This is a genomic window from Sphingomicrobium sp. XHP0239, assembly GCF_039555325.1.
GTDB lineage: Bacteria > Pseudomonadota > Alphaproteobacteria > Sphingomonadales > Sphingomonadaceae > Sphingomicrobium > Sphingomicrobium maritimum.
Genome location: NZ_CP154608.1, coordinates 1,889,287 through 1,909,729, shown reverse-complemented (window position 1 = coordinate 1,909,729; position 20,443 = coordinate 1,889,287). Strand labels below are relative to the sequence as shown.

At 65.9% G+C, this 20,443-nt stretch carries 15 protein-coding genes and 1 tRNA gene; 9 read left to right on the top strand and 7 right to left on the bottom strand.

What is annotated here, in order from left to right:
• Nucleotides 1-173 precede the first annotated feature (173 nt).
• Both WJT74_RS09630 and WJT74_RS09625 read left to right on the top strand, forming a co-directional pair.
• On the top strand, nt 174-1,973 hold the full coding sequence (locus WJT74_RS09630; RefSeq protein ID WP_343344175.1) for an aminopeptidase P family protein: 1,800 nt from the start codon (nt 174-176) through the stop codon (nt 1,971-1,973).
• A 186-nt stretch (nt 1,974-2,159) separates the two neighbouring features.
• Nucleotides 2,160-2,234, top strand: a tRNA-Thr gene (locus WJT74_RS09625).
• A 31-nt stretch (nt 2,235-2,265) separates the two neighbouring features.
• Here WJT74_RS09625 and WJT74_RS09620 read toward each other — a convergent pair.
• Together WJT74_RS09620 and WJT74_RS09615 are read right to left on the bottom strand one after the other, a co-directional pair.
• Entirely contained in the window at nt 2,266-2,799 is a 534-nt protein-coding gene (locus WJT74_RS09620) for a hypothetical protein (RefSeq protein WP_343344173.1), read from the bottom strand.
• Nucleotides 2,800-2,864: 65 nt separating this feature from the next.
• Nucleotides 2,865-3,368 (bottom strand): hypothetical protein, encoded by a 504-nt coding sequence (locus tag WJT74_RS09615; RefSeq protein WP_343344171.1) that lies wholly within the window; start codon nt 3,366-3,368, stop codon nt 2,865-2,867.
• Nucleotides 3,369-3,483: 115 nt separating this feature from the next.
• On the opposite strand from WJT74_RS09615, the gene WJT74_RS09610 reads away from it, so the two are divergent.
• The 5 genes from WJT74_RS09610 to WJT74_RS09590 all read left to right on the top strand — a co-directional run bounded on the left by WJT74_RS09610 (nt 3,484) and on the right by WJT74_RS09590 (nt 8,171).
• Nucleotides 3,484-3,702, top strand: coding sequence for a hypothetical protein (locus WJT74_RS09610; protein ID WP_343344169.1), 219 nt, complete (start codon nt 3,484-3,486; stop codon nt 3,700-3,702).
• Between the two features lie 63 nt (nt 3,703-3,765).
• Nucleotides 3,766-5,052: a homogentisate 1,2-dioxygenase gene (gene hmgA, locus WJT74_RS09605; RefSeq protein ID WP_343344167.1), complete on the top strand. Its 1,287-nt coding sequence runs from the start codon at nt 3,766-3,768 to the stop codon at nt 5,050-5,052.
• Nucleotides 5,042-6,331, top strand: coding sequence for a fumarylacetoacetase (gene fahA, locus WJT74_RS09600; RefSeq protein ID WP_343344164.1), 1,290 nt, complete (start codon nt 5,042-5,044; stop codon nt 6,329-6,331). The genes hmgA and fahA overlap by 11 nt, the downstream gene beginning before the upstream one ends.
• The gene (locus WJT74_RS09595) at nt 6,328-6,801 is read left to right on the top strand and encodes a DUF4126 family protein (protein ID WP_343344161.1); all 474 of its coding nucleotides are present in this window, start codon (nt 6,328-6,330) and stop codon (nt 6,799-6,801) included. The genes fahA and WJT74_RS09595 overlap by 4 nt, the downstream gene beginning before the upstream one ends.
• Before the next feature lie 44 nt (nt 6,802-6,845).
• A complete protein-coding gene (locus WJT74_RS09590) occupies nt 6,846-8,171 on the top strand; it encodes an ABC1 kinase family protein (RefSeq protein ID WP_343344158.1) in 1,326 nt (441 codons plus the stop codon).
• A gap of 4 nt (nt 8,172-8,175) precedes the next feature.
• Here the strand turns inward: WJT74_RS09590 and WJT74_RS09585 are convergent, their stop codons facing one another.
• From WJT74_RS09585 to WJT74_RS09570, 4 genes are all read right to left on the bottom strand, one after another.
• Nucleotides 8,176-9,123 (bottom strand): ketopantoate reductase family protein, encoded by a 948-nt coding sequence (locus tag WJT74_RS09585; protein WP_343344155.1) that lies wholly within the window; start codon nt 9,121-9,123, stop codon nt 8,176-8,178.
• Between the two features lie 61 nt (nt 9,124-9,184).
• The gene (locus WJT74_RS09580) at nt 9,185-10,498 is read right to left on the bottom strand and encodes a sugar MFS transporter (protein WP_343344152.1); all 1,314 of its coding nucleotides are present in this window, start codon (nt 10,496-10,498) and stop codon (nt 9,185-9,187) included.
• 84 nt (nt 10,499-10,582) lie between these two features.
• Nucleotides 10,583-11,791, bottom strand: coding sequence for an MFS transporter (locus tag WJT74_RS09575; RefSeq protein WP_343344150.1), 1,209 nt, complete (start codon nt 11,789-11,791; stop codon nt 10,583-10,585).
• A complete protein-coding gene (locus tag WJT74_RS09570) occupies nt 11,788-12,828 on the bottom strand; it encodes a LacI family DNA-binding transcriptional regulator (RefSeq protein ID WP_343344148.1) in 1,041 nt (346 codons plus the stop codon). Before WJT74_RS09570 ends, WJT74_RS09575 begins: the two co-directional genes overlap by 4 nt.
• A 104-nt stretch (nt 12,829-12,932) precedes the next feature.
• On the opposite strand from WJT74_RS09570, the gene WJT74_RS09565 reads away from it, so the two are divergent.
• Nucleotides 12,933-15,320 carry a glycoside hydrolase family 3 protein gene (locus WJT74_RS09565; RefSeq protein WP_343344145.1) on the top strand — a complete coding sequence of 796 codons (2,388 nt, stop codon included), beginning with the start codon at nt 12,933-12,935 and terminating at the stop codon, nt 15,318-15,320.
• A 1-nt stretch (nt 15,321) separates the two neighbouring features.
• Here WJT74_RS09565 and WJT74_RS09560 read toward each other — a convergent pair whose 3' ends face one another.
• Nucleotides 15,322-16,839, bottom strand: a complete 1,518-nt coding sequence (locus WJT74_RS09560; RefSeq protein WP_343344143.1) for a tryptophan halogenase family protein — start codon at nt 16,837-16,839, stop codon at nt 15,322-15,324.
• Between the two features lie 203 nt (nt 16,840-17,042).
• Here WJT74_RS09560 and WJT74_RS09555 point away from each other — a divergent pair, with 203 nt between their 5' ends.
• Nucleotides 17,043-20,372: a TonB-dependent receptor gene (locus WJT74_RS09555; protein ID WP_343344141.1), complete on the top strand. Its 3,330-nt coding sequence runs from the start codon at nt 17,043-17,045 to the stop codon at nt 20,370-20,372.
• Nucleotides 20,373-20,443: the final 71 nt, after the last annotated feature.

The following is a 20,443-nucleotide window of genomic DNA, read 5'->3' as shown; positions in this document are numbered from 1 at the left end:
GCGTTGGCCGGCGCGGCGATCAGGCCGGCGGCGAGAATAGTCGTGAACGCAAGGCGCATCATCGTGGCGATCCTTTACATCGTGGCCATCGACACTAGGTCGAAGCCCGATGGCATCAAGGGGCAACTTGCCCTAAATTGCGAAACGAATTCGACGAACAGGAGCTCCGACATATGAGCACGCACAAGGATCGCCTCGACGCGCTGCGCACCCAACTGAAACAGGACAATCTCGACGGCTTCGTCGTGCCCCTGACCGACGAGCACATGAGCGAATATGTCGGCAGCTACGCGCAGCGGCTGGCCTGGCTGACGGGCTTCGACGGGTCGGCGGGCGCCGCGGCGGTCCTTCCGGAAGAGGCCGCCATCTTCACCGACGGGCGCTACACGATTCAGGTCCGCGACCAGGTCGACGGCGACCTGTTCGCCTATGAAAGCGTCCCCGATACCTCGATCGCCGAATGGCTCCAGAACCACGCGCCCGAGGGCGGGCGGATCGGCTACGACCCGTGGCTGCACACCCGCGCATGGGTGAAACAGGCCACGAAGTCACTGGAAGCACGCGGTGCGCAGCTGGTCGCGGTCGAACGCAATCCCATCGACGCCGTCTGGGCCGGCCGCCCCGAACCTTCCAAGGCGCATCTCGTCAGCTACGACGAGGAACTGGCGGGCCGCTCGTCGGCGAACAAGCGCACCGAGATCGCCGAGACGATCGAGGCGGCGGGCGCCGACAGCGCCGTGCTCGCCGCGCTGGACAGCATCGCCTGGACCTTCAACGTGCGCGGCGCCGACGTCGACCACACCCCCGTCGCGCTCGCCTATGCGGTCGTCCACAAGGACGCGACTGCGGACCTGTTCGTCGCGGGCGACAAATTGTCCGACGAGGTCAAGCGCCACCTCGGCAACGGCGTGCGCGTCCACGAACGCGACGCCTTCGAGGACTTTCTCGCCAGCGCCGACATGAAGGGCAAGGCGGTGATCGTCGATCCCGAACGCTCGGTCGCCGCCATCCCGCAGGCATTGGACGCCGCAGGCGCCCGCATCGTCGAGAAGCGCGACCCCGCCGTCCTGCCCAAGGCGATCAAGAACGAGGCGGAGATCGCCGGCCATCGCGCCGCGCAGGAACGCGACGGGGCGGTCATCGCCAAGTTCCTGAAATGGCTCGAGGAAGAAGCGCCCAAGGGCGGGCAAGACGAACTGTCCGTCGCCGCCAAGCTCCTGTCGCTCCGCAAGGACACGGGCAAACTGAAGGACATCAGCTTCGACACCATTTCGGGGAGCGGACCCAACGGCGCGCTGCCGCACTACCGGGTGAACGAGGACAGCAACCGCAAGCTTGAGAACGACCAGATCTATCTCGTCGATTCGGGCGGGCAGTATCTCGACGGCACCACCGACATCACCCGCACCGTCATCGTCGGCGAACCGACCGCGGAGATGATCGACCGCTATACCCGCGTCCTCAAGGGGCATATCGCGATCGACACCTGCCGCTGGCCCGCGGGTATTTCGGGCGGCCGCCTCGACAGTTTCGCGCGCCAATTCCTCTGGCAGGTCGGGCTCGACTATGGCCACGGCACCGGCCACGGCGTCGGCGCCTTCCTCGCGGTCCACGAAGGCCCGCAACGCATCTCGCCCCCCGGCGGTGCCTATGCGGGCACCGACGAGCCGCTCAAGGCGGGCATGATCCTGTCCAACGAACCCGGCTATTACAAGGCGGGCGAATATGGGATGCGGATCGAGAATCTGGTCCTGTGCGTGAAGGTGGGCGAGGCCGACGACGGAACCGATATCCTGGGCTTCGAAACCCTGACCTTCGCGCCGCTAGACCGCCGCCTGATCGACGCCGAAATGCTGACGCGCGAAGAGCGCCAGTGGGTCGACGACTATCACGCGCAGGTGCTGCAGAAGATCGGCCCGCAACTGGAAGGCGAGGAGCTCGACTGGCTGAAAGGCCAGTGCGCCGCGCTCTAGTCCTCGTTCTTACGCTCCGCGGCCGCGTCCTTCGCCTGCCCCTTGCGGCGGCGAAGGTTGGCGCGCAGCGCTTCGGCGAGGCGCTTGGCCTTTTCCTCTTTGGATTCGCTCATGGTTTCTCCGCCATACGCGCTTGACAGAATCATGCGCAATGGCGATAGGCCGCGCCACTTCCCGCTAGATGATGCTGCCGTAGCTCAGGGGTAGAGCACTCCCTTGGTAAGGGAGAGGCCGAGAGTTCAAATCTCTCCGGCAGCACCAGCGGTTCCCGATCCCACGATCCGGCCGCCCCTTAGTCCTCGGGAAGCTCTTCCTTGTTTTCCTGGATCCCGCCGATCACGGTCATGATCGTCTGATAGACGCTCGACACCGTCATCGCGAGACTGGCGAGCACGAGGACCGTCATCGCGAACATGATGTTGAACAGGATCCCGAACCAGTTCTGCGGGATCTCGTCATATTCGCCGATCGGGAAGACCATCAGCAGCAACAGAAGCAGGCTCAGCATGAGCGCCAGCGTGGCGAAGCGCGAAATGCGTTTCACCAGCACGCTCAGCCGGTCGTCGAACGACAGGGCATCCGAATTGTTGATCATGCCGAGCAACGTCAGCATCAGCGCCAGAATGGTCGCCGACGATCCCGCCCCGGTCGAGGCGAGATACAGCCCCGATTCGGTCAGCGCCTCGATCAGCTGCCGCGCCTGCGCGCTGGCATAGACCGCACCGACCGCGAGCCATGCCGCGACGCCCAAGGCGCAGAAGAAGATGAAGGTCGCCCAGTTCCACGCCGTCGACGGCACGTTGGCCAGATCGCTCAGTTTCTTCATGCTATCCCCCTGGGTGATGATTGTCTGGCCCGCCAACGGCTCTCCCGGCCCGCCCGTTCCCCTCCTCAGACCTCGTCGGTGGGGGTGATCGCGCGGATCACGCAGCGCAGCGTGGAATAGAGCATGACCGCCGTTGCCGAGAGGAGCGCGATCACGAGTACGGTCAGACCGAACAGGATATCGTAGAGGATCATGAACCAGCCGGCGGGCAGTTTCTCGAACTCGCCGATCGGAAACACCAGTACAAGCAGAAGCGTCAGGCTGGCGAGCAGCGCGACGATGGCGAGTTGCGAGACTTTATCGACCGACACCCAGACATTCTGATCGAAATCGGCGTCGACGCGTCTGATCATGCCGGTCAGCGTCAGCATGAGCGCGATGATCGTGGCCGACGCGGTGGCCGACGCGGACCCCAGATACAGTCCCGACGACGTCAGCGATTCCATCAACTGGATCGCCTCGCCGCTGTAATAGACGCGTCCGATCGCCCAGCGGGCGAGAAGCCCCAGCCCGCAGAAGATCAGGAAGGTGGCCACACTCGAACGGTTCTGACGCAGCATCGTGAACATGTTGGCCCAAAGTCCAGGGGGGGTCCGTCGTTCCGACGAATACGGTTGACCAATGTTATGTCGCGGCGAACGAGAGGGGTCGGCATCGGGGCCGGAGTGGGGTAGGATCGCGCACATGGACGATGAAGACGAATTGATTGCGGAAGAGGCCAGTTCGGGGATCGGGATCGCGCTGATCATCCTCCTGACAGCGATCCTTCTCATGCTGGTATTCCTGTTCCGGGCCGAACTCGGCATCCCCGTTCCCGACGTTTCGGTGTCGCAGCCGGACGGCATTCCCCAGGGCGCGCAGTCGGTCAACGACCAGGCGCGGCCGGTGCCGCCGGCGTCCTGACGTCCCCAAGTTGACAGGAACGAGGCGGCGTCCCACCCGTTCGCGTGGGTGAAGGGAGGCCGCATGACGCGCGATTATCAGACAGGGCTGGGCGGGCATTTCGAAACCGAAGCGGTCGCCGGTGCCTTGCCGGTGGGTCGCAACAGTCCCCAGAAGCCCGCCTTCGGTCTCTACGCAGAACAATTGTCGGGCAGCGCCTTCACCATGCCGCGCGTCGAGAACCGCCGCAGCTGGCTCTATCGGATGCGCCCGACCGCCGACCATCCCCCCTATCGACGCTACGACGCCAATCGCCTGCTGACGGCGCGCGGATCCGACGCGCCGCTGCCGCCCAACCGCCTGCGCTGGGATCCGCCCGAGCTGCCGGAGGGGAAGGATTTCGTCGATGGGCTCGTCACCCTGCTCGCCACCCGCGACCCCGCCGATCTGGAGGGCGTCGCGGTGCACGCCTATCGCGCCGACGTCTCGATGACGGACCGGAGTTTCATGGACGCCGACGGCGAGTTGCTTCTCGTCCCGCAGCAGGGTGCACTCCTTCTCGTGACCGAGATGGGCCGCCTCGACGTTCCGCCGGGGCATATCGCGCTGATCCCCCGCGGCGTGCGGTTTCGCGTCGAAGTGCCGGATGGCGGCGCGCGCGGCTATGTCGCGGAAAATTACGGCGTTCCCTTCCGCCTTCCCGACCTCGGTCCGATCGGCGCCAACGGCCTCGCCAGCCCGCGCGATTTCGAACATCCGACGGCGGCATTCGAGGATGTCGAAGGCGACCACGAACTCCTACAGAAACATGGCGGACACCTGTGGACCACCAATCTGTCGCACAGTCCGCTCGACGTCGTCGCATGGCACGGCAACTACGCACCGTGGCGCTATGATCTGTCGCGGTTCAACACGCTCGGGACCGTCAGCTTCGACCATCCCGACCCCTCGATCTTCACTGTCCTGACCAGCCCGTCCGACGTCGAGGGCCGCGCCAATGCCGACTTCGTCATCTTCCCGCCGCGCTGGATGGTGGCCGAAGACACGTTCCGCCCGCCTTGGTTCCACCGCAACGTGATGAGCGAGGCGATGGGCCTCATCCACGGCGCCTATGACGCCAAGGCCGACGGCTTCGCGCCGGGCGGCCTGTCCCTCCACAATCTCATGAGCGGCCACGGTCCCGACGTCGAAACCTGGCGTAAGGCCAGCGAGGCGGACCTCGCGCCGCACAAGATCGACGGCACGTTCGCCTTCATGGTCGAGACCTGCTGGCCCTATCGACCGACCGACTACGCGCTGGAACGCGCCCAACCCGATTACGACGAGGCCTGGCAAGGCTTCCCCAAAGCGGAGATTCCCGATGAACATTGACGCCACCCATGACGCGAACCTCAAGAGCTGGGTATCGGGGGCCGACGGCCATCCCGACTGGCCGGTCCAGAATCTGCCGCTGGGGGTCTTCACCGCGGGCGACGACGAGCCGCGGATCGGCACCGCCATCGGCGATCACGTCCTCGACCTTGACGCGCTGGCCGAGCATTTCGATGAGGACACGGCTACGGCGCTCGGCGAACCGACGCTCAACGCGCTGTTCGCCCTCGGCGCCGAAGCGATGCAGGGTCTTCGCGAAACGCTGTCGCGGCTCCTGACCGACGAGGCGAACCGCACCGCGGTCGAACCCCATCTCGTCCCGATGGACTCGGTCGAGATGCAGTTGCCCGCCCACGTCGGCGACTACACCGATTTCTATGTCGGCATTCATCACGCCAAGAATGTTGGCAGCCTGTTCCGCCCCGACAATCCTTTGCTCCCCAACTACAAGCATATTCCGATCGGCTATCACGGGCGCGCGTCGAGTGTGCGTGTATCGGGCCACCCGGTCGTCCGCCCGTCGGGCCAGAAGAAACCCGCCGAAGAGGGCGGCATGCCGACCCGCAGCCCGAGCAAGCGGCTCGACTACGAACTCGAAATGGGCATCTGGATCGGGGAGGGGAATGCGTTGGGCGATCCCATTCCGGTCGGCGAGGCGGAGCAGCACATCGCCGGGTATTGCCTCTTGAACGACTGGTCCGCGCGCGATCTGCAGGCCTGGGAATATCAGCCGCTCGGCCCCTTCCTCGCCAAGAGCTTCCTGACCACGGTCAGCCCGTGGGTGGTCACGCCGCAGGCGCTCGCGCCCTTCATGTCCGACGCCACCGCACGGACCGCCGACGATCCCGAACCGCTCGACTATCTGAAGGGCGGGCCGGACAAGTCCGCGCTCGGGATCAAGCTCGAAGTCCTGTTGTCGACGCAGAAGATGCGCGATGCGGGCGAAGCGCCGCACGTCCTCAGCAAGGGCGACGCGGCAAGCGCCATGTACTGGTCCTCGGCGCAGATCGTCACGCATCACGCGTCGAACGGCTGTAACCTCCAGCCCGGCGATCTCATCGGGACAGGCACGCTGTCGACCGACGAGGAGAGCGGCTACGGCTCGCTCCTCGAACTATCGGACGGCGGAAAGCAGCAGATCGAACTGCCCAACGGCGAAACCCGCACGTTCCTCGAGGATGGCGATGAAGTGACGTTGCGCGCATGGTGCGAGGCCGATGGCGCGGCGTCCATCTCGCTGGGCGCATGCACCGGGCGCGTTCTGGCTGCGCGCGGATGATCGTCCTTCTCGTCCTGTGCGCGGCGATCGGCTTTCTGACCGGCGCGCGGACGTTTGCGCCGATCGCGATGGTCGCCTGGGCCAGCGCGTTCGGCTGGCTCGATATCGCGGGGACGGGACTCGGCTGGCTCGGCGCGGCGGCTCCCGCCGCGATCCTGACGTTGCTCGCGATGGGCGAGCTCTACGGCGACAAGCTGCCGCAGGCGGGGAATCGCACCGTCTGGTTCGCGCTCCTCGGCCGTATCGTCGTGGGGGCCTTGGCGGCGGCGGCCCTTGCGCTGGGTGCCTCGGCGCCGACGTCCGCGGTGAGCGGCGGGATCGCGGGCGCGGTCGGTGCGGCAATCGGCACGTTCGTTACGTTTCGCGCTCGCCAAGGACTGATCGAACGGCAGGGCCGCATCGCCGGCGCGCTGATCGAGGATGCCTTCGTCCTGCTCGGCACCGCGGCGATCATCCTCGCGGTGGCCTAAGGGCGAGGATGGCGTGAGGCGATACGGCTCCCCATCTCGTTTTCATGAGCGACGATAGCAAACGCGAACGCGCCGTCCCGTCCGGACGCGCAGCCCGCATCGGCCAGTTCACCCGGCTGGGCGCGGGCGTGGTCGGCGGCATGCTGGGCGAAGGGGCGCGGCGACTGTCGCGCGGCGAGGGGCTGAATGCCCGCGACATGATGCTGACGCCGGGCAACATCGCACGGGTCACCGAGCGGCTGTCGCACCTTCGCGGTGCGGCGATGAAGCTGGGGCAGATGATTTCGATGGATGCGGGTGACATGCTCCCGCCCGAACTGGTGCAGATCCTGTCGCGCCTGCGCGATCAGGCGCACCGGATGCCGCCGCAACAGCTGAACGATCTGTTGAAGAAGGAATGGGGCCCGGACTGGCGACGCCGCTTTCGCCGGTTCGAACCCACCCCGATGGCCGCCGCCAGCATTGGTCAGGTGCATCGCGCCGTCCTTCCCGACGGGCGCGAGCTGGCGATCAAGATCCAGTATCCGGGCGTCGCGAAATCGATCGACAGCGACGTCGACAATGTCGCGACGCTGCTTCGCGTCTCGGGCCTGCTCCCGAAGGAACTGGACATCGGACCTTTGCTCGATGCCGCGAAGGAGCAGTTGCACGAAGAAGCCGACTACGAGCGCGAGGCGGGCGAACTGACCGCCTACAAGGCGCGACTGGCGAACGACGAGCGTTATGTCCTTCCCGATATCGTGCCCGAGCTGACGACGGGTCGGATCCTCGCCATGACCTACGTCGATGGCGTCCCGATCGAGCGGCTGGCGGACGAACCGCAGGACGTGCGCGACCGGGTGATGGCCGAGCTCATGGAGCTGGTCCTTGCCGAGATGTTCGCCTTCGGGGTGATGCAGACCGATCCCAATTTCGCCAACTACCGTTTCCAGCCGGACAGCGGGCGGCTCGTGCTGCTCGATTTCGGGGCGACCCGTTCGCTCGATCCCGCGATCGTCGGCGCCTATGCCGACATCCTGCGGGCGCTACGGCAAGGCGATCGGGACGGGGTGATGGCCGCCGCGGTCGAAGCGGGCTTCATCAACCCCGCCGCTGCCGACCGGCACGGCGCGCGGATCGGCGCCATGATCGACGTCATCATCACCGAGTTCGACCGCCCCGGCCCGTTCGATTTCGGAGACCGCGGGTTCGTGGCGGGACTGCGCGACGAGGGAATGCGGATCGCGGAGGATCGCGCCGCGTGGCACGTCCCGCCGCCCGAGACACTGTTCACGCAGCGCAAGATCTCCGGAACCGCCCTGCTCGCGGCCAACCTCAAGGCGCGAGTCGAGGTGCGCCCGTTGATCGACGAGGCGCTGTCAGAACGATAGGCCTCTAGTGCAGTTTCGCGTCGAGGACGCGGATCAGCCCCAGGATATGGTCGATGTGGGGCGTCGGGATGCCGCGCTTGGCGGCGATCGATCGCGGCGCCGCGACGAGCGCCTTATATTCGAGCGGTCGTCCCGCCTCGAGATCCTGCAGCATTGACGTCTTGAACACGCCGAGCGTCCGCGCGACGTCGAGACGTTCCTCCACCGTTTCGGTGATCGGGCAGCCGATCGCCTCGCCGATGGTGCGGCATTCCTCCATCGCGCCCGCAATCAACGCGACGATCTGCGGGTCGGCGAGCAGTCGGTCGACGGTTTCCAATGTCAGCGCGCTGATCGGGTTGAGCGTGAGATTGCCCCACAGCTTGTACCAGATGTCGGTACGGATCTGGTCGCTCGCTTCGGCGGGGACGCCGGCCTCGGTGAACAGGTTCACGAGTCCGGTCACGCGCCCCGAAACCGCACCGCCCGGCTCGCCCAGCATCAGCTTGTCGGCCTTCTTGATCCGAATCCAGTCGCCCTTGCGGCTGGCGCTGGCGTGGACGACGTTGCCGATAACCTGTCCCGGCGGCACCGACGCCGCGACCGACCCCACGGGGTCGACGTCGACGATCGTTTCGCCCGGCATGAACCAGAAGGGCACGCCGTTCTGAAGCGGCAGGACGAGCGTGGAGGCGTCGGCGTTGGCCGCGATGAGGGGCGCCACCTGCGGTAGGTACATCGCCTTGACCGCGACCAGCAGAATGTCGGGCTTGGGCTCGAGCTCGGACAGGACGGGGAGTTTGACCCGCGTTTCCTCGTCGTCCTCTTCGAGAACGATGATTTCCTCGCGCGTATCGATGCGCGCTTCCTCGCGCAGCACGGCGACATCGTGGCCCGCGGCCTTCAACCGGCCGCCAAGCCAGCAGCCGATCGAGCCTGCTCCGATCAATCCGACATATTTACGATCACTCATGACGCCCGCCTGACAGTTGCTGGATCAAAGTCAAGCGGGCGGCGCGAGTTCCCTCGGCGCGTTAGAGCGTGGGCCCTTCCGCGGGTCGGCGGGCGTATAGACCGAAGCCCGCGATGATCAGGTAGCAGATCACCGGCAGCGTCAGCGCAACCCGCAGGCTGCCCGATGCATCGGCGATCACTCCGAACAGCAGCGGCACGACCGCGCCGCCGAAAATGGCGATATTGATGATGCCCGATCCGTCCGCCGCCCGCGCGCCCAGTTTCTCGCAGGCGAGGCTGAAGATGGTCGGGAACATGATCGAGTTCATGAGCCCGACCGCGAGCAGCGAATAGGCCGCCACCTCGCCCGTCGAATTGGCGCTGACGAGGATCAGCGTGATCGCGCCGAGGGCGTTGAACATCAGGATCTTGCCCGGCGAGAAGACCCGCAGCAGCCCCGACCCGATGAAGCGGCCGGCCATCGCTCCGCCCCAGTAGAGGCTGATCAGCTTGCCGGCCTCGCTCTCGGGAAGATTGAGAACGTCGGCCTGCATCAGGTAATTGACGATGATCGAGCCGATCGCGACCTCCGCCCCGACATAGAGAAAGATGCACAGCGCGCCGTAGCCGAAGCGGGTACGCTTGATGAGGTCGAACCCGGCGAGACCCGACGAGGGCGCATGTTCCTCGCCCTTCAGGCGCTCGCGGAAGAACCAGACGGCGAGCGCCACCACCGCGATGAGCGCGGCAAGCCCGAGATAGCCTTTCCAGATGGCAGCGCTTTCTGCCTGGCGATATTGCTGGAGCTCGATGCCCGAAAGTTGGTCGGCGGTGACGGTGGCGAGGCTGCCGAGGATGACGATCGCGCCCACATAAGGGAAGATCGTCGTGCCGAGCGAGTTGAACGCCTGCGCGAAAGTCAGGCGGCTGTGCGCGGTCTTCTGCGGCCCCAAGAGGCTGATCAGCGGGTTGGCGACAACCTGGACGATCACCACGCCCGAGGCGAGCACGAACAGCGCGAACAGGAAGATGCCGTAGGTCGCGGTCTGGCTGGCCGGGATGAAGAGGAGGCAGCCGACCATCATGGTCACCAGCCCCGCAACCGCGCCGCGCATGTAGCCGATCTTCTTGACCAGCTTGGCCCCCGGAATCCCGATCAGCAGATAGGCGGTGAAGAAGCAGAACTGTACCAGCATCGCCTGCGTGTAGTTGAGCGTGAACAGCTCCTTCAGCTTGGGGATGATGACGTCGTTGAGCGACGTGATCCCGCCGAAGATGAAGAACAGCGCAAATACGAAGTAATTGAGACCGGGCGCATCGATGCCGACGTCGTCGTCGGCGATGGCGGGCCGCGGATCGGTGCTCGTCGCGGCGTCGGGTGTCACGGAAACCATCAATCGTCCTCCCCCAGAGAAGATAGGCTGCGACTGTGAACGATCACATCGGGGTCGTCCATCCCCTTGTGCAGCGTTGCAAACTCAGGCGATCGATCGGATCCGCGCGATGAAGAGCGCGGCGAGGATCGAGGCGAGCGCCGCGAAGACGAGCAGCCAGCGCAGGCTGTCGCCTCCCGTCACGCCGCCGCTCGACAGGGTCAGTGCCGCTAGTGGTGCGATGACGGCGGGCAATGTGTTGGTGAGATTCATCAGGCCCAGCAACGCACCGCGCTGCGGCCGATCGCCGACCAGTTGCGCGACCAGCGCGCTGTCGATCGACAGAAAGGCGGTCAACGCGGCGGTGAACACCGCATAGGCGGCGAGGATCAATCGCCAGTCGGGCGCCCACGCGAGCAGCGCCAGCGCGCCACCCGCCACGATCGATGCGATCACCAACGGCGCGCGGCGGCGCTCGATTCGATCGCTGAGATGACCCGCGACGACACCGGCACCCAATCCGACCAGATTGGCGATGAACGTCAGCGTGGCGACGCCTGCCGAGGAATCGGGCGCGGCAAAACCGCGGGCTGCCGAGGCCAGGGCGTCGACATAGAGAAACAGGTAGCCGATGATGCTGGCCGCGCCGAGCTGGACAAACAGTCGCGCCGCCCACGCCCTCGCGAAGTCGCCGCGCAGCAGGACGAGCCGCGGCGCCGCCTCCGCCCGATGCGTCGACGCGGCGAAGGCGGTGTCCTGCGGCCAGAACAGCAGCAGAGGGAGCACGCAGGCGGCGACCGCGCCGGCGACCAGTACGAAGGGCCATATGGCGTCGGCATCGCTCAGCCAGCCCAGCGCCGCGATGCCGAACCCGCCGATGGGCAGCGCCATGTTCATGCCCCCCGCGACCAGCCCCTTGCGGGCATCGGGCACATGGTCCGCGAGCAGCACGCCCAGCGGCGCGAACATCAGGTTGAAGCAGGACTGGAACGCGATCATTCCGGCAACAAGCAGCGGCGGGGTGCGTGCGATCGCCAGCAGGGCAAAAGCGATCATCGTGGCGACGAGCCCGAGCGCGATCATTCCCCGCCGGGTTCCGCGGCGTGCCGCCCAGCGATCGCTCCACGCGCCCGCCACGACGTGCGCGACCCCCGCGGTGATCCCGCCGATCAGCAGCAGCCACGACAACAGCACCAGCGGATCGCCGCCTGCCACCGCCTCGACACGGCGGGGAAGCAGCAGGACGAGCAGCGGAAGGAAGGCGAGGAAGGCGCCGATGTTGGCGAGAACGAGCAGCCGCTCGAACCGCGTCATCGCTTGAGCGGCCCCGTCGTCTCGCGTTCGACAAGGGTGAAGGGTTCGACATGCACCCCGCCAATGTCCCCACCCTCGGCCGCATCCATCAACAGCTGCGACGCCTTGGCGATGAGCGCCGACGTCGGCTGGCGGATTGCGGTCAGTGGCGGGACCGCGAACCGCACGCCTGGCGTATCCTCGAACGCGATCAGCGACAGATCGTCCGGGATGGAAAGGCCGTGACGACGCGCCTGGTGCATCACCCCGAACGCCATTTCGTCATTTTCCGCGATGATCGCACTGGGGGATGCATCGCCCTCGAACCATTCCGCGGCGATCTGCGCGGCCCGGTCGAAGGAAAAGCCGCCTTCCGCGATCCGCGGTTCGAGGCCCTGGTCTTGAATCTCCTCGGCATAGCCTTCTCGCCGTGCGAGGCTGCTGCGATAGCGCGGATCGCCCGCGATGATCCCGATGTGGCGATGCCCGAGGTCGACGAGGTGCTGCAGCGCCGCCCGCGCCGCTCCCGCCTCGTCCATGTGGACCGCGGGCGCGTCGATCGTCTCGTGCGGCATGCCGACGCGGACGAAGGGCCGCCCCCGCTCGCGCAGCATGGCGCACAGCGCCTCGTTCTCGCTGTGCGGCTGGGTCAGGATCACCCCGTCGGGATGCAGGCTGGTCACGATCCGCTCGACCGCGCGCACGGCCGCCTGCTCGTCGGTATCGACCAGTTCGAACATCATGTGGAACCCGCGTTCCTCGCACGCCAGCATCCCGCCGTAGAGCATCTGGTCGACCCAGTCGTTGCCGCGACCCGCGACCCAATTCTCGATCGTGCGCGCCCGGTCGTTGATCGCCATGATGAGATAGGACCGCGCGCCGCCCATGCGCCGCGCCGCCAGATTGGGCACGTAGCCGAGGTCGGCGATGGCGGCGTCGACCGCATCCTTGGCGGCCCGGCTGACGCTCTTTTGGCGGTTGATGACGCGGCTCACCGTCTGGCGCGACACGCCCGCGACGCGCGCCACGTCTTCGATGGTGATGCCTTTTTTGTTCACGCCGCCCGTCCCCTATGGGGGATCCCTAGCATCCGCCGATGCGGCGATAAAGCCGCTTGTGAACGCTCACAATCTTGGTAGGTTCGCAGGCAGGGAAGAGGAGAATGACCATGCGCCCGATAGCCGCCGCGACCAGCCTCGCCGCGCTCGCCCTTACTGCCTGCGCCGCGCCGATGGCCGATGCGCCGGTCGCCTCGGCCGCCGCCGCGCCCGCGTCGGCGAGCGAGGATGCGATCGTCGCCGACCTGCTCTCGCGCATGACGCTGGAGCGCAAGGTCGCGCAGCTGATCCAGCCGCAGATCAACAGCTTCACGCCCGAGGACATGGCGCGCTACCGCTTCGGCAGCTATCTGAATGGCGGGAACGGCGGGCCCTATGGCGACGAGTTCGCGCCCGCATCCGAATGGCTCCGCTACGCCGATGAAATGTACGAGGCCTCGGTCCGGCCGATGGCGAACGGCGAGCCGGTCATTCCCACCATGTGGGGAACCGACGCGGTCCACGGCCATACCAACGTCGTCGGCGCGACCATCTTTCCGCACAACATCGGACTGGGCGCGACGGGCGACGCCGATCTGGTCCGGCGCATCGGCGCGGCGACCGCGGTGGAGATCGAGGTTACCGGCATCGACTGGAACTTCTCGCCCACGGTCGCGGTCGCGCGCGACGATCGGTGGGGACGGACCTACGAAAGCTATTCGGAGGACCCGCGGATCGTGGCCCGGATGGGCGCGGCGCTGGTCGAGGGGCTGCAGGGCGCACATGGCGATGAGAATCGCCTCGGCGCGAACCGCGTCATCGCCACCGCCAAGCATTTCTTCGGCGACGGCGGCACCACGCAGGGCGTCGACCAGGGCGACGTCGACGGGGACATCGAGCGGCTGAAGGCGATCCACGCGGTTCCCTATCCCGCCGCGATCGACGCGGGCGTGGAAACCATCATGGCCAGCTTCAATTCGATAAACGGCACCAAGATGCACGGCAACGAGGCGTTGCTGACCGACTATCTGCGCGGCGAACTGGGCTTCGACGGGCTGGTTGTCGGCGACTGGAACGGTCACCAGCAGATCGCGGGCTGCACGGTCACCGACTGCCCGCAATCGCTCAATGCGGGTCTCGACATCTATATGGTCCCCGACGACTGGAAGGGGCTGATGGACAATCTCGTCGCGCAAGTGAACGACGGGACCGTTTCGATGGCGCGCCTGGACGAGGCTGTCGGGCGCGTTCTGCGCACGAAACTTCGCGCCGGCATCCTCGGCCCGAACGCCAGACGTCCGTCCGCACGCGCCAACGCCGGCGACTATGCGAAGCTGGGATCGGCCGACCATCGGGCGATCGCGCGCGAAGCGGTCGCCAAGAGCCAAGTCCTGCTCAAGAACAGCGGCGTCCTCCCGCTGCGATCGGGCGCGGACATTCTCGTTGCGGGCAGCGCCGCCGACAGCATCGCGCAGTCCGCGGGCGGCTGGACGCTGACGTGGCAGGGCGGGGGCGAACTCGACAATAGCGATTTCCCCGGCGCGACCTCGATCTGGGCCGGGATCTCGGCGATGGCCGAAGCGTCGGGCGGCAGCGCGACACTGTCCGCCGACGGCAGCTATGCCGCGCGCCCCGATGTTGCGGTCGTCGTGTTCGGGGAGGAGCCCTACGCCGAATTCGCGGGCGACCGGAAGAACAAGGTGTTCGCGGACGAGGAAGGGCTGGACCTGCTCCGCCGCTATCGTGCCGACGACATCCCGACGGTCGCGGTCTTCCTGTCCGGACGTCCGATGTGGATGAACCGCGAGATGAACGCCGCCGACGCCTTCGTGGCGAGCTGGCTTCCCGGCGGCGAAGGCGCGGGGGTTGCAGACGTGCTTTACGGCGCGATGCCCGCAACGGGCCGCCTGACCTTCAGCTGGCCATCCACCTGCGACGGCGACCCGGTGAACGCGGGCGATGCGAACCTTCTGTTCCCCGTCGGCTACGGCCTCGCCCTCGATGCTTCGGGCGCCGCGGGTACGCTCGATGAGCGGTGCGCCCTGCTCGAAGCCGCATCGGCAGGCTGGTTCGTCAATGGCGCGCTGGAAGACGGCGTGAGCGCCACCGCCGGGGCCACCGCACTGCCGAACCTGATCGGAAGCGCCAACGGCATCGTGGCGCGCGGGATCGACCGCGACCGCCAGGAGGATGCGCGGGAAATTCAGTTCGCTCCCGACGCGCGTCTGTCGCTCTCGCAAACGGGGCAGGGAGGCGGCGCCTATCGCATCGCCTATTCGATCGATGCCGCGCCGAGCGCGCCCGTGCTGCTGATGGTCGGCGGCAACGAGATCGACATTCGCCGCGAACTGGCCCTGAGCTCGGGCAAGGGCTGGCGCGAGATGATCATCACGGAGGAATGTGCGCCGGGGCTCGGCGACGCGCTGACGATCCGTTCGGTCGCGCCGTTCACGATGAAGATCTCGTCGATTTCGAGGCAGGACGTTCCGGTGGGAACCGAGTGCTCGTTCTGATCTAGGCGCGCAGCGCCTCCGGTACCGGGGCAGGACAAAAGCGTTTGAGATACTCCTCGTGGCCGGGCGTCTGGCTGACGAGATAGGCGATGGATCTCTCCATCTCGTCGAGCTCGGTATCGAGCTGCGGCCCGCCCATCCCGGCGGCCATCATGTTGAATCCCGTCGGCACGATCCCCTGACCCAGCAGGACGGCGATCCAGCTCGTTTCGGTGAACAGCTCGTCCTCCTCGCGGAAGATCTGCGCGTTCAGCCGGAACAGGTCGATCTTCTGTTGCAGCGTGTCGGGAATCTCCATCGTCCGGCAGTAATTCCAGAACTCCGAATCATCGCGCTTGGTGGCGTTGTAATGGAGGATCAGGAAATCGCGGATGCGCGCATATTCCTTGAGCGTCAGCCGGTTGAACGTCTCTTCCTGCGTTTTCGTCACCCCGTCGAGCGAGAAGAGCGAGACGAGCTTGTTCACGGCCGTGTTGATGAGGTGGATCGACGTCGATTCCAGCGGCTCCATGAACCCCGCAGACAGGCCGATCGCGACGACGTTCTTGTTCCAGAACTTCTTCCGATGCCCGGTCACGAACCGCAGATGGTTGGGGTCGCCCAGCACCTTACCGTCGACATTGTCGAGAAGGATGTCGAGCGCCTCGTCGCTTTCCATGAAGCTTGAGCAATAGACGTGCCCGTTGCCGTTACGGTGCTGTAGCGGAACGCGCCATTGCCAGCCCGCCGAGTGGGCGGTGGCGCGCGTGTAGGGGAGGATCGTCCCGTCCCCCTTGCTCGGCAATGCCACGGCACGGTCGCACGGAAGCCAGTGGGTCCATTCCTCGTAACCGGTTTCCATCTTCTGCTCGATCAGCAGGCCGCGGAACCCCGAACAGTCGATGAAGAAATCGCCCTCGATCGTCTCGCCGTCGTCCATCGTGACCGACGTGACGAACCCGTTTTCCCCGTCGAGCGTGGCGTCTGCCACCTTGCCCTCGCGCCGCGTGACGCCGCGCGCCTCGGCATGAGAGCGAAGCAGTCTTGCGTAAAGACCTGCGTCGAGGTGGTAGGCGTAGTTCACCCCCGGAAGATCGGACCGCAACCCGTCCGAATGGGCGAACTTGCGGTGCATCGCCAGCATCGTCTCGGCGCTGAACTTGTGCAACGGGCGGGTGTCGCCCGCCATCCGATACTTCAGCCAGACATGGGGGAAAGTGATCCCGTTCATCTCGTAGCCGTAATCGCCGAACGGGTGGAAATAGCTGTCGCCCTGTCTTTCCCAGTTCACGAAGTGGATGCCCAGCTTGAAGGTCCCCTGCACCGCCTCGAGCAGGTCGTTCTCCGGGATGCCGAGCAGCTGGTTGAACTGGACGAAGGTGGGGATCGTCGCCTCCCCGACCCCGACCGTGCCGATCGCTTCCGATTCGATGAGGGTGATGGAAACGTCCCGATGTGCCGCGAGCAGGGGGGCCATCGTCGCGGCGGTCATCCACCCGGCGGTGCCGCCACCCACGATCACGATCCGCTTGATTGCCATTGCCTCGCCTGTCCTCCGTTGGGCTGTCGCCAAATTGCAACAATGTGCGCCGCCCGATTGCGTCGATCGGGGACCAACGTAGCGGAAACTCCCGATTTGTGAACGCTCATCTGACCCTTGTGAACGCTCACATTCTTGGCTAGAACCGGGTGTATATAAGGGCGTGTCAGGCGTCCGCACCGACATTTTGGGGAGGATGTTTCGTGAACCGACAGGACAAGACCGCGCCGTTCGACTGGCGTCTGCTGGGGGCGGCGTCGAGCTTCGCCATGATGATGGCGCTGGCCAACCCGGCCCACGCGCAGGACGCCTCCGACCCGTCCGCCGAAGACGATGAACAGGACGGCACCGACGCTCCCGTCGAGGAAGAAGACGATACGATCGTCATCACGGGCTATCTGCAGAGCCTCGAGAACGCGCAGAACATCAAGCGCGACAGCGACACCTTCGTCGACGCCATCACGGCCGAGGATATCGGCGCGCTTCCCGATCGCTCGGTGGCCGAAAGCCTCCAGCGCGTTCCCGGCGTCAACATCGGCCGCTTCGAAGGCACCGACGATCCCGACCGTTTCAGCGTCGAGGGCACGGGCGTCGTCATCCGCGGCCTTCCCTTCGTTCGTTCAGAGTTGAACGGCCGCGACATCTTCTCCGCCACCGGTGGACGCGTCCTTTCCTTCAACGACGTTTCGGCCGAACTTCTCGGCCGCGTCGAGGTGTACAAGAACGTCACCGCCGACATGGTCGACGGCGGGATCGCGGGGACGGTCAACCTCGTCACCCGCAAGCCGCTCGACAACCAGGGCTTTAAAATTGCCGGAACGCTCGAAGCGACCGTCGGCGATCTGGCCGAGGAATGGTCGCCCGGCCTGTCGGTGCTGGCGTCCAACACCGCCGACACCAATATCGGCACGTTCGGGCTCCAGCTCGGGTTCGCGCAGTCCGAACTGATCAGCCGTACCGATGCCAGCCAAGTCACCGATCCCTGCTATCGCGCCGATCTCAACACGCGCTGCATCCGCGCGTTGCAGCCCAACGACGCGGGCGGCTTTACCGGCGGACCGCAGTTCGATGCCGACAGCTTCCCGCCCGAGGGCACGTTGCTCGTCCCCAAGGGCGCGGGCATCCGCACCACCGGGCTCGAACGCGACCGTCGCGCCATCAGCGCCGTCGCCCAGTATGAATCGCTCGACGGCCGCCTACTCGTCACCGGCGAATATCTCCGGGCGGACACCGAATTCTTCACCAACGAATTCTCCGTACTCGCGCTCGTCAACAACGACGACGAATTCCCGATCCCTCGCCAGGGGACGCAGTTCGTCTTCGACGACAACGGCGTGTTCCAGTCGGGCATTCTCAGCCAGGGCAATTCGGACGGCTATGCCAGCCTCTACGGCGGTGTGCGGACAGAGACGCTCCGCCTCCAGCGTCGGACCGAGGCCGACACCGAGGATTTCTCGATCGACGTCGACTATCTCGCGACCGATCGCCTGAGCTTCAATTTCGAAGCCCAGCACATCGCCTCCGATCTCAACGCGTCTGCTATTCTCGGTGCGCTCAACCAGTTTGCCGACATCCGCCTCGACGCGACCACCGACACGCCCATCGTGGAATTTCTCGCGCCGATCAACGCGCCGGACAATATCCTGACCAGCGGCGACAACACCTATTACTGGTTCCTGATCGATTCGATCGAGGACAATGACGGCGAACTGACCAGCTTCCGCGGCGATGCCGAATATGACATCTCCGAAACCGGTTTCTTCCGCGCCGCCCGCTTCGGCGCGCGCTGGGCGGACCGCGAGCGGACCACGCGCAACACCAACTTCTCTACGTGGGGCAACCTGTCCGCGCCGTGGACCGGTCGCGCCGGTTGCGCACCCTGGGGGGCGGGCCCCGGTTGCGGTGCCAACGGTCCGGGGCCGTTCGGCAACGGTTTCATCCCGGGACGGCTCTACACCGGGCTCCCCGGCCAGGAATCCGCGACGGGCGGCGGTGCCTTCGTCGACGAATTCCCCAACTATTCGCAGACGTACGATGCGTTCGGCGACAATTTCCAGCGCGGCAACGTGCCGACGCCGACGCCGGGCCCGCTCTATTTCTATGGCGGCCCCGATTTCCTCGGCGACTATCTGTCGGGCGACGTCGCCGACCAGGCGGCGGAGATCAACACCTTCAGCCAGACGCCCAACCCCTTCTTCGGGGTGCGCGGTCGACAGTTCACCAACGCCCTCACGGGCGAGGTGACGAGCTGCGATCCCTATTGCCCGCCCGAAATCTCCACCGTCAGCGAGACAACGACCGCGGGATATGCCCGTCTCGACTTCGGGCATGATTTCGCGAACGGCGCGGACATCCTCGGGAACATCGGGCTTCGGTACGTCGAGACGACCGTCGATGCGGGGGGTCTGTTGGGCTTCCCCAACCCCTTCTCCTTCGACGATCCGCAGTTCGGCGGCAACGGTGACGGTGTGGCGCAGGTCGGCGAAATCGTCGAATTCTGCGACGATCCCACGCGGCTTCCGCCGGATACGCCCGTACCCGGATATTGCTCGCTCTCGCCCGCGCGCCTCGCCGAATTCGCGGCCGCCTATACCGGCGAGATCTTCGACGACAGCCGGGACGTGACCTACGATCACTGGCTGCCGAGCTTCAATATCCGCTACGACAACGGCAGCGGGATCGTGTTCCGCGGCGCGGTGTCGAAGGGCATTTCGCGGCCCGACCTGGCGTTGTTCGCGGCGGGTGGCGGTTTTGCGGACAATACCAATGTCCTCGACCAGCAGGGCACGCTCGCCACCGGGCCGCTGTTCATCCTCAGCACGGGCAACCCCGATCTCCGCCCGGTGGAATCGTGGAACTACGACCTGTCGTTCGAATGGTATTGGGCGGACGTCGGGTCGCTCACCGTGTCGGGCTTCCTTAAGGATCTAGACGGGATCGTGACGACCGCACGCGAACTGGTGGACTACACCTCGCCCGGCGGCGCGACTTTGACCGCCGAGGTCGTGCGGCCCAACGACCAGCGTAGCGGGACGTTGAAGGGCGTCGAGGTTGCCTATCAGCAGGTCTACGACTTCCTGCCCGGACCGCTCGACGGCCTCGGGGTGCAGGCGACCTACACCTATGTCGACGCGGGCGACTTCACCAACGTCGATCTGGGGGCGCGGCAGAATCTGTTCGTCGCGACCACTCCGCTCGAAGGGGTGTCCGAACATACCGTCAACGCGACGCTGTTCTACGAGAAAGGGCCCTTGTCGGCGCGAACCGCCTACAACTGGCGCTCCGACTATCTCGTGACCGCCTCCGACGTGATCTTCCCTTATTCGCCGATCTATCAGGAAGCGACGGGACAGCTCGACGGCTCGATCTTCTACGAGGTCACCGAGGAGATCAAACTGGGCGTTCAGGGCGTCAACCTCCTCGACGAGGTTACGCGTACGACGCAGCTCGTCGATTTCGACGGCACGCGGATCACCCGCTCGGCGTTCCGCAACGATCGCCGCTTCACCTTCCTCGCGCGCTTCGACTTCTAAAGCGCGCCGGGTCGAACGATCATGGGCCTCGGGGGAAACCCCGGGGCCTTTTTCGTCTGTCCAAGAACTGG

Bases quoted from the DNA above. Each gene is read 5' to 3' on its own strand.
- WJT74_RS09630 (WP_343344175.1), top strand. From the start codon at position 174: ATGAGCACGCACAAGGATCGCCTCGACGCGCTGCGCACCCAACTGAAA.
- WJT74_RS09620 (WP_343344173.1), bottom strand. From the start codon at position 2,799: ATGAAGAAACTGAGCGATCTGGCCAACGTGCCGTCGACGGCGTGGAAC.
- WJT74_RS09615 (WP_343344171.1), bottom strand. From the start codon at position 3,368: ATGTTCACGATGCTGCGTCAGAACCGTTCGAGTGTGGCCACCTTCCTG.
- WJT74_RS09610 (WP_343344169.1), top strand. From the start codon at position 3,484: ATGGACGATGAAGACGAATTGATTGCGGAAGAGGCCAGTTCGGGGATC.
- hmgA (WP_343344167.1), top strand. From the start codon at position 3,766: ATGACGCGCGATTATCAGACAGGGCTGGGCGGGCATTTCGAAACCGAA.
- fahA (WP_343344164.1), top strand. From the start codon at position 5,042: ATGAACATTGACGCCACCCATGACGCGAACCTCAAGAGCTGGGTATCG.
- WJT74_RS09595 (WP_343344161.1), top strand. From the start codon at position 6,328: ATGATCGTCCTTCTCGTCCTGTGCGCGGCGATCGGCTTTCTGACCGGC.
- WJT74_RS09590 (WP_343344158.1), top strand. From the start codon at position 6,846: ATGAGCGACGATAGCAAACGCGAACGCGCCGTCCCGTCCGGACGCGCA.
- WJT74_RS09585 (WP_343344155.1), bottom strand. From the start codon at position 9,123: ATGAGTGATCGTAAATATGTCGGATTGATCGGAGCAGGCTCGATCGGC.
- WJT74_RS09580 (WP_343344152.1), bottom strand. From the start codon at position 10,498: ATGGTTTCCGTGACACCCGACGCCGCGACGAGCACCGATCCGCGGCCC.
- WJT74_RS09575 (WP_343344150.1), bottom strand. From the start codon at position 11,791: ATGACGCGGTTCGAGCGGCTGCTCGTTCTCGCCAACATCGGCGCCTTC.
- WJT74_RS09565 (WP_343344145.1), top strand. From the start codon at position 12,933: ATGACCATGCGCCCGATAGCCGCCGCGACCAGCCTCGCCGCGCTCGCC.
- WJT74_RS09560 (WP_343344143.1), bottom strand. From the start codon at position 16,839: ATGGCAATCAAGCGGATCGTGATCGTGGGTGGCGGCACCGCCGGGTGG.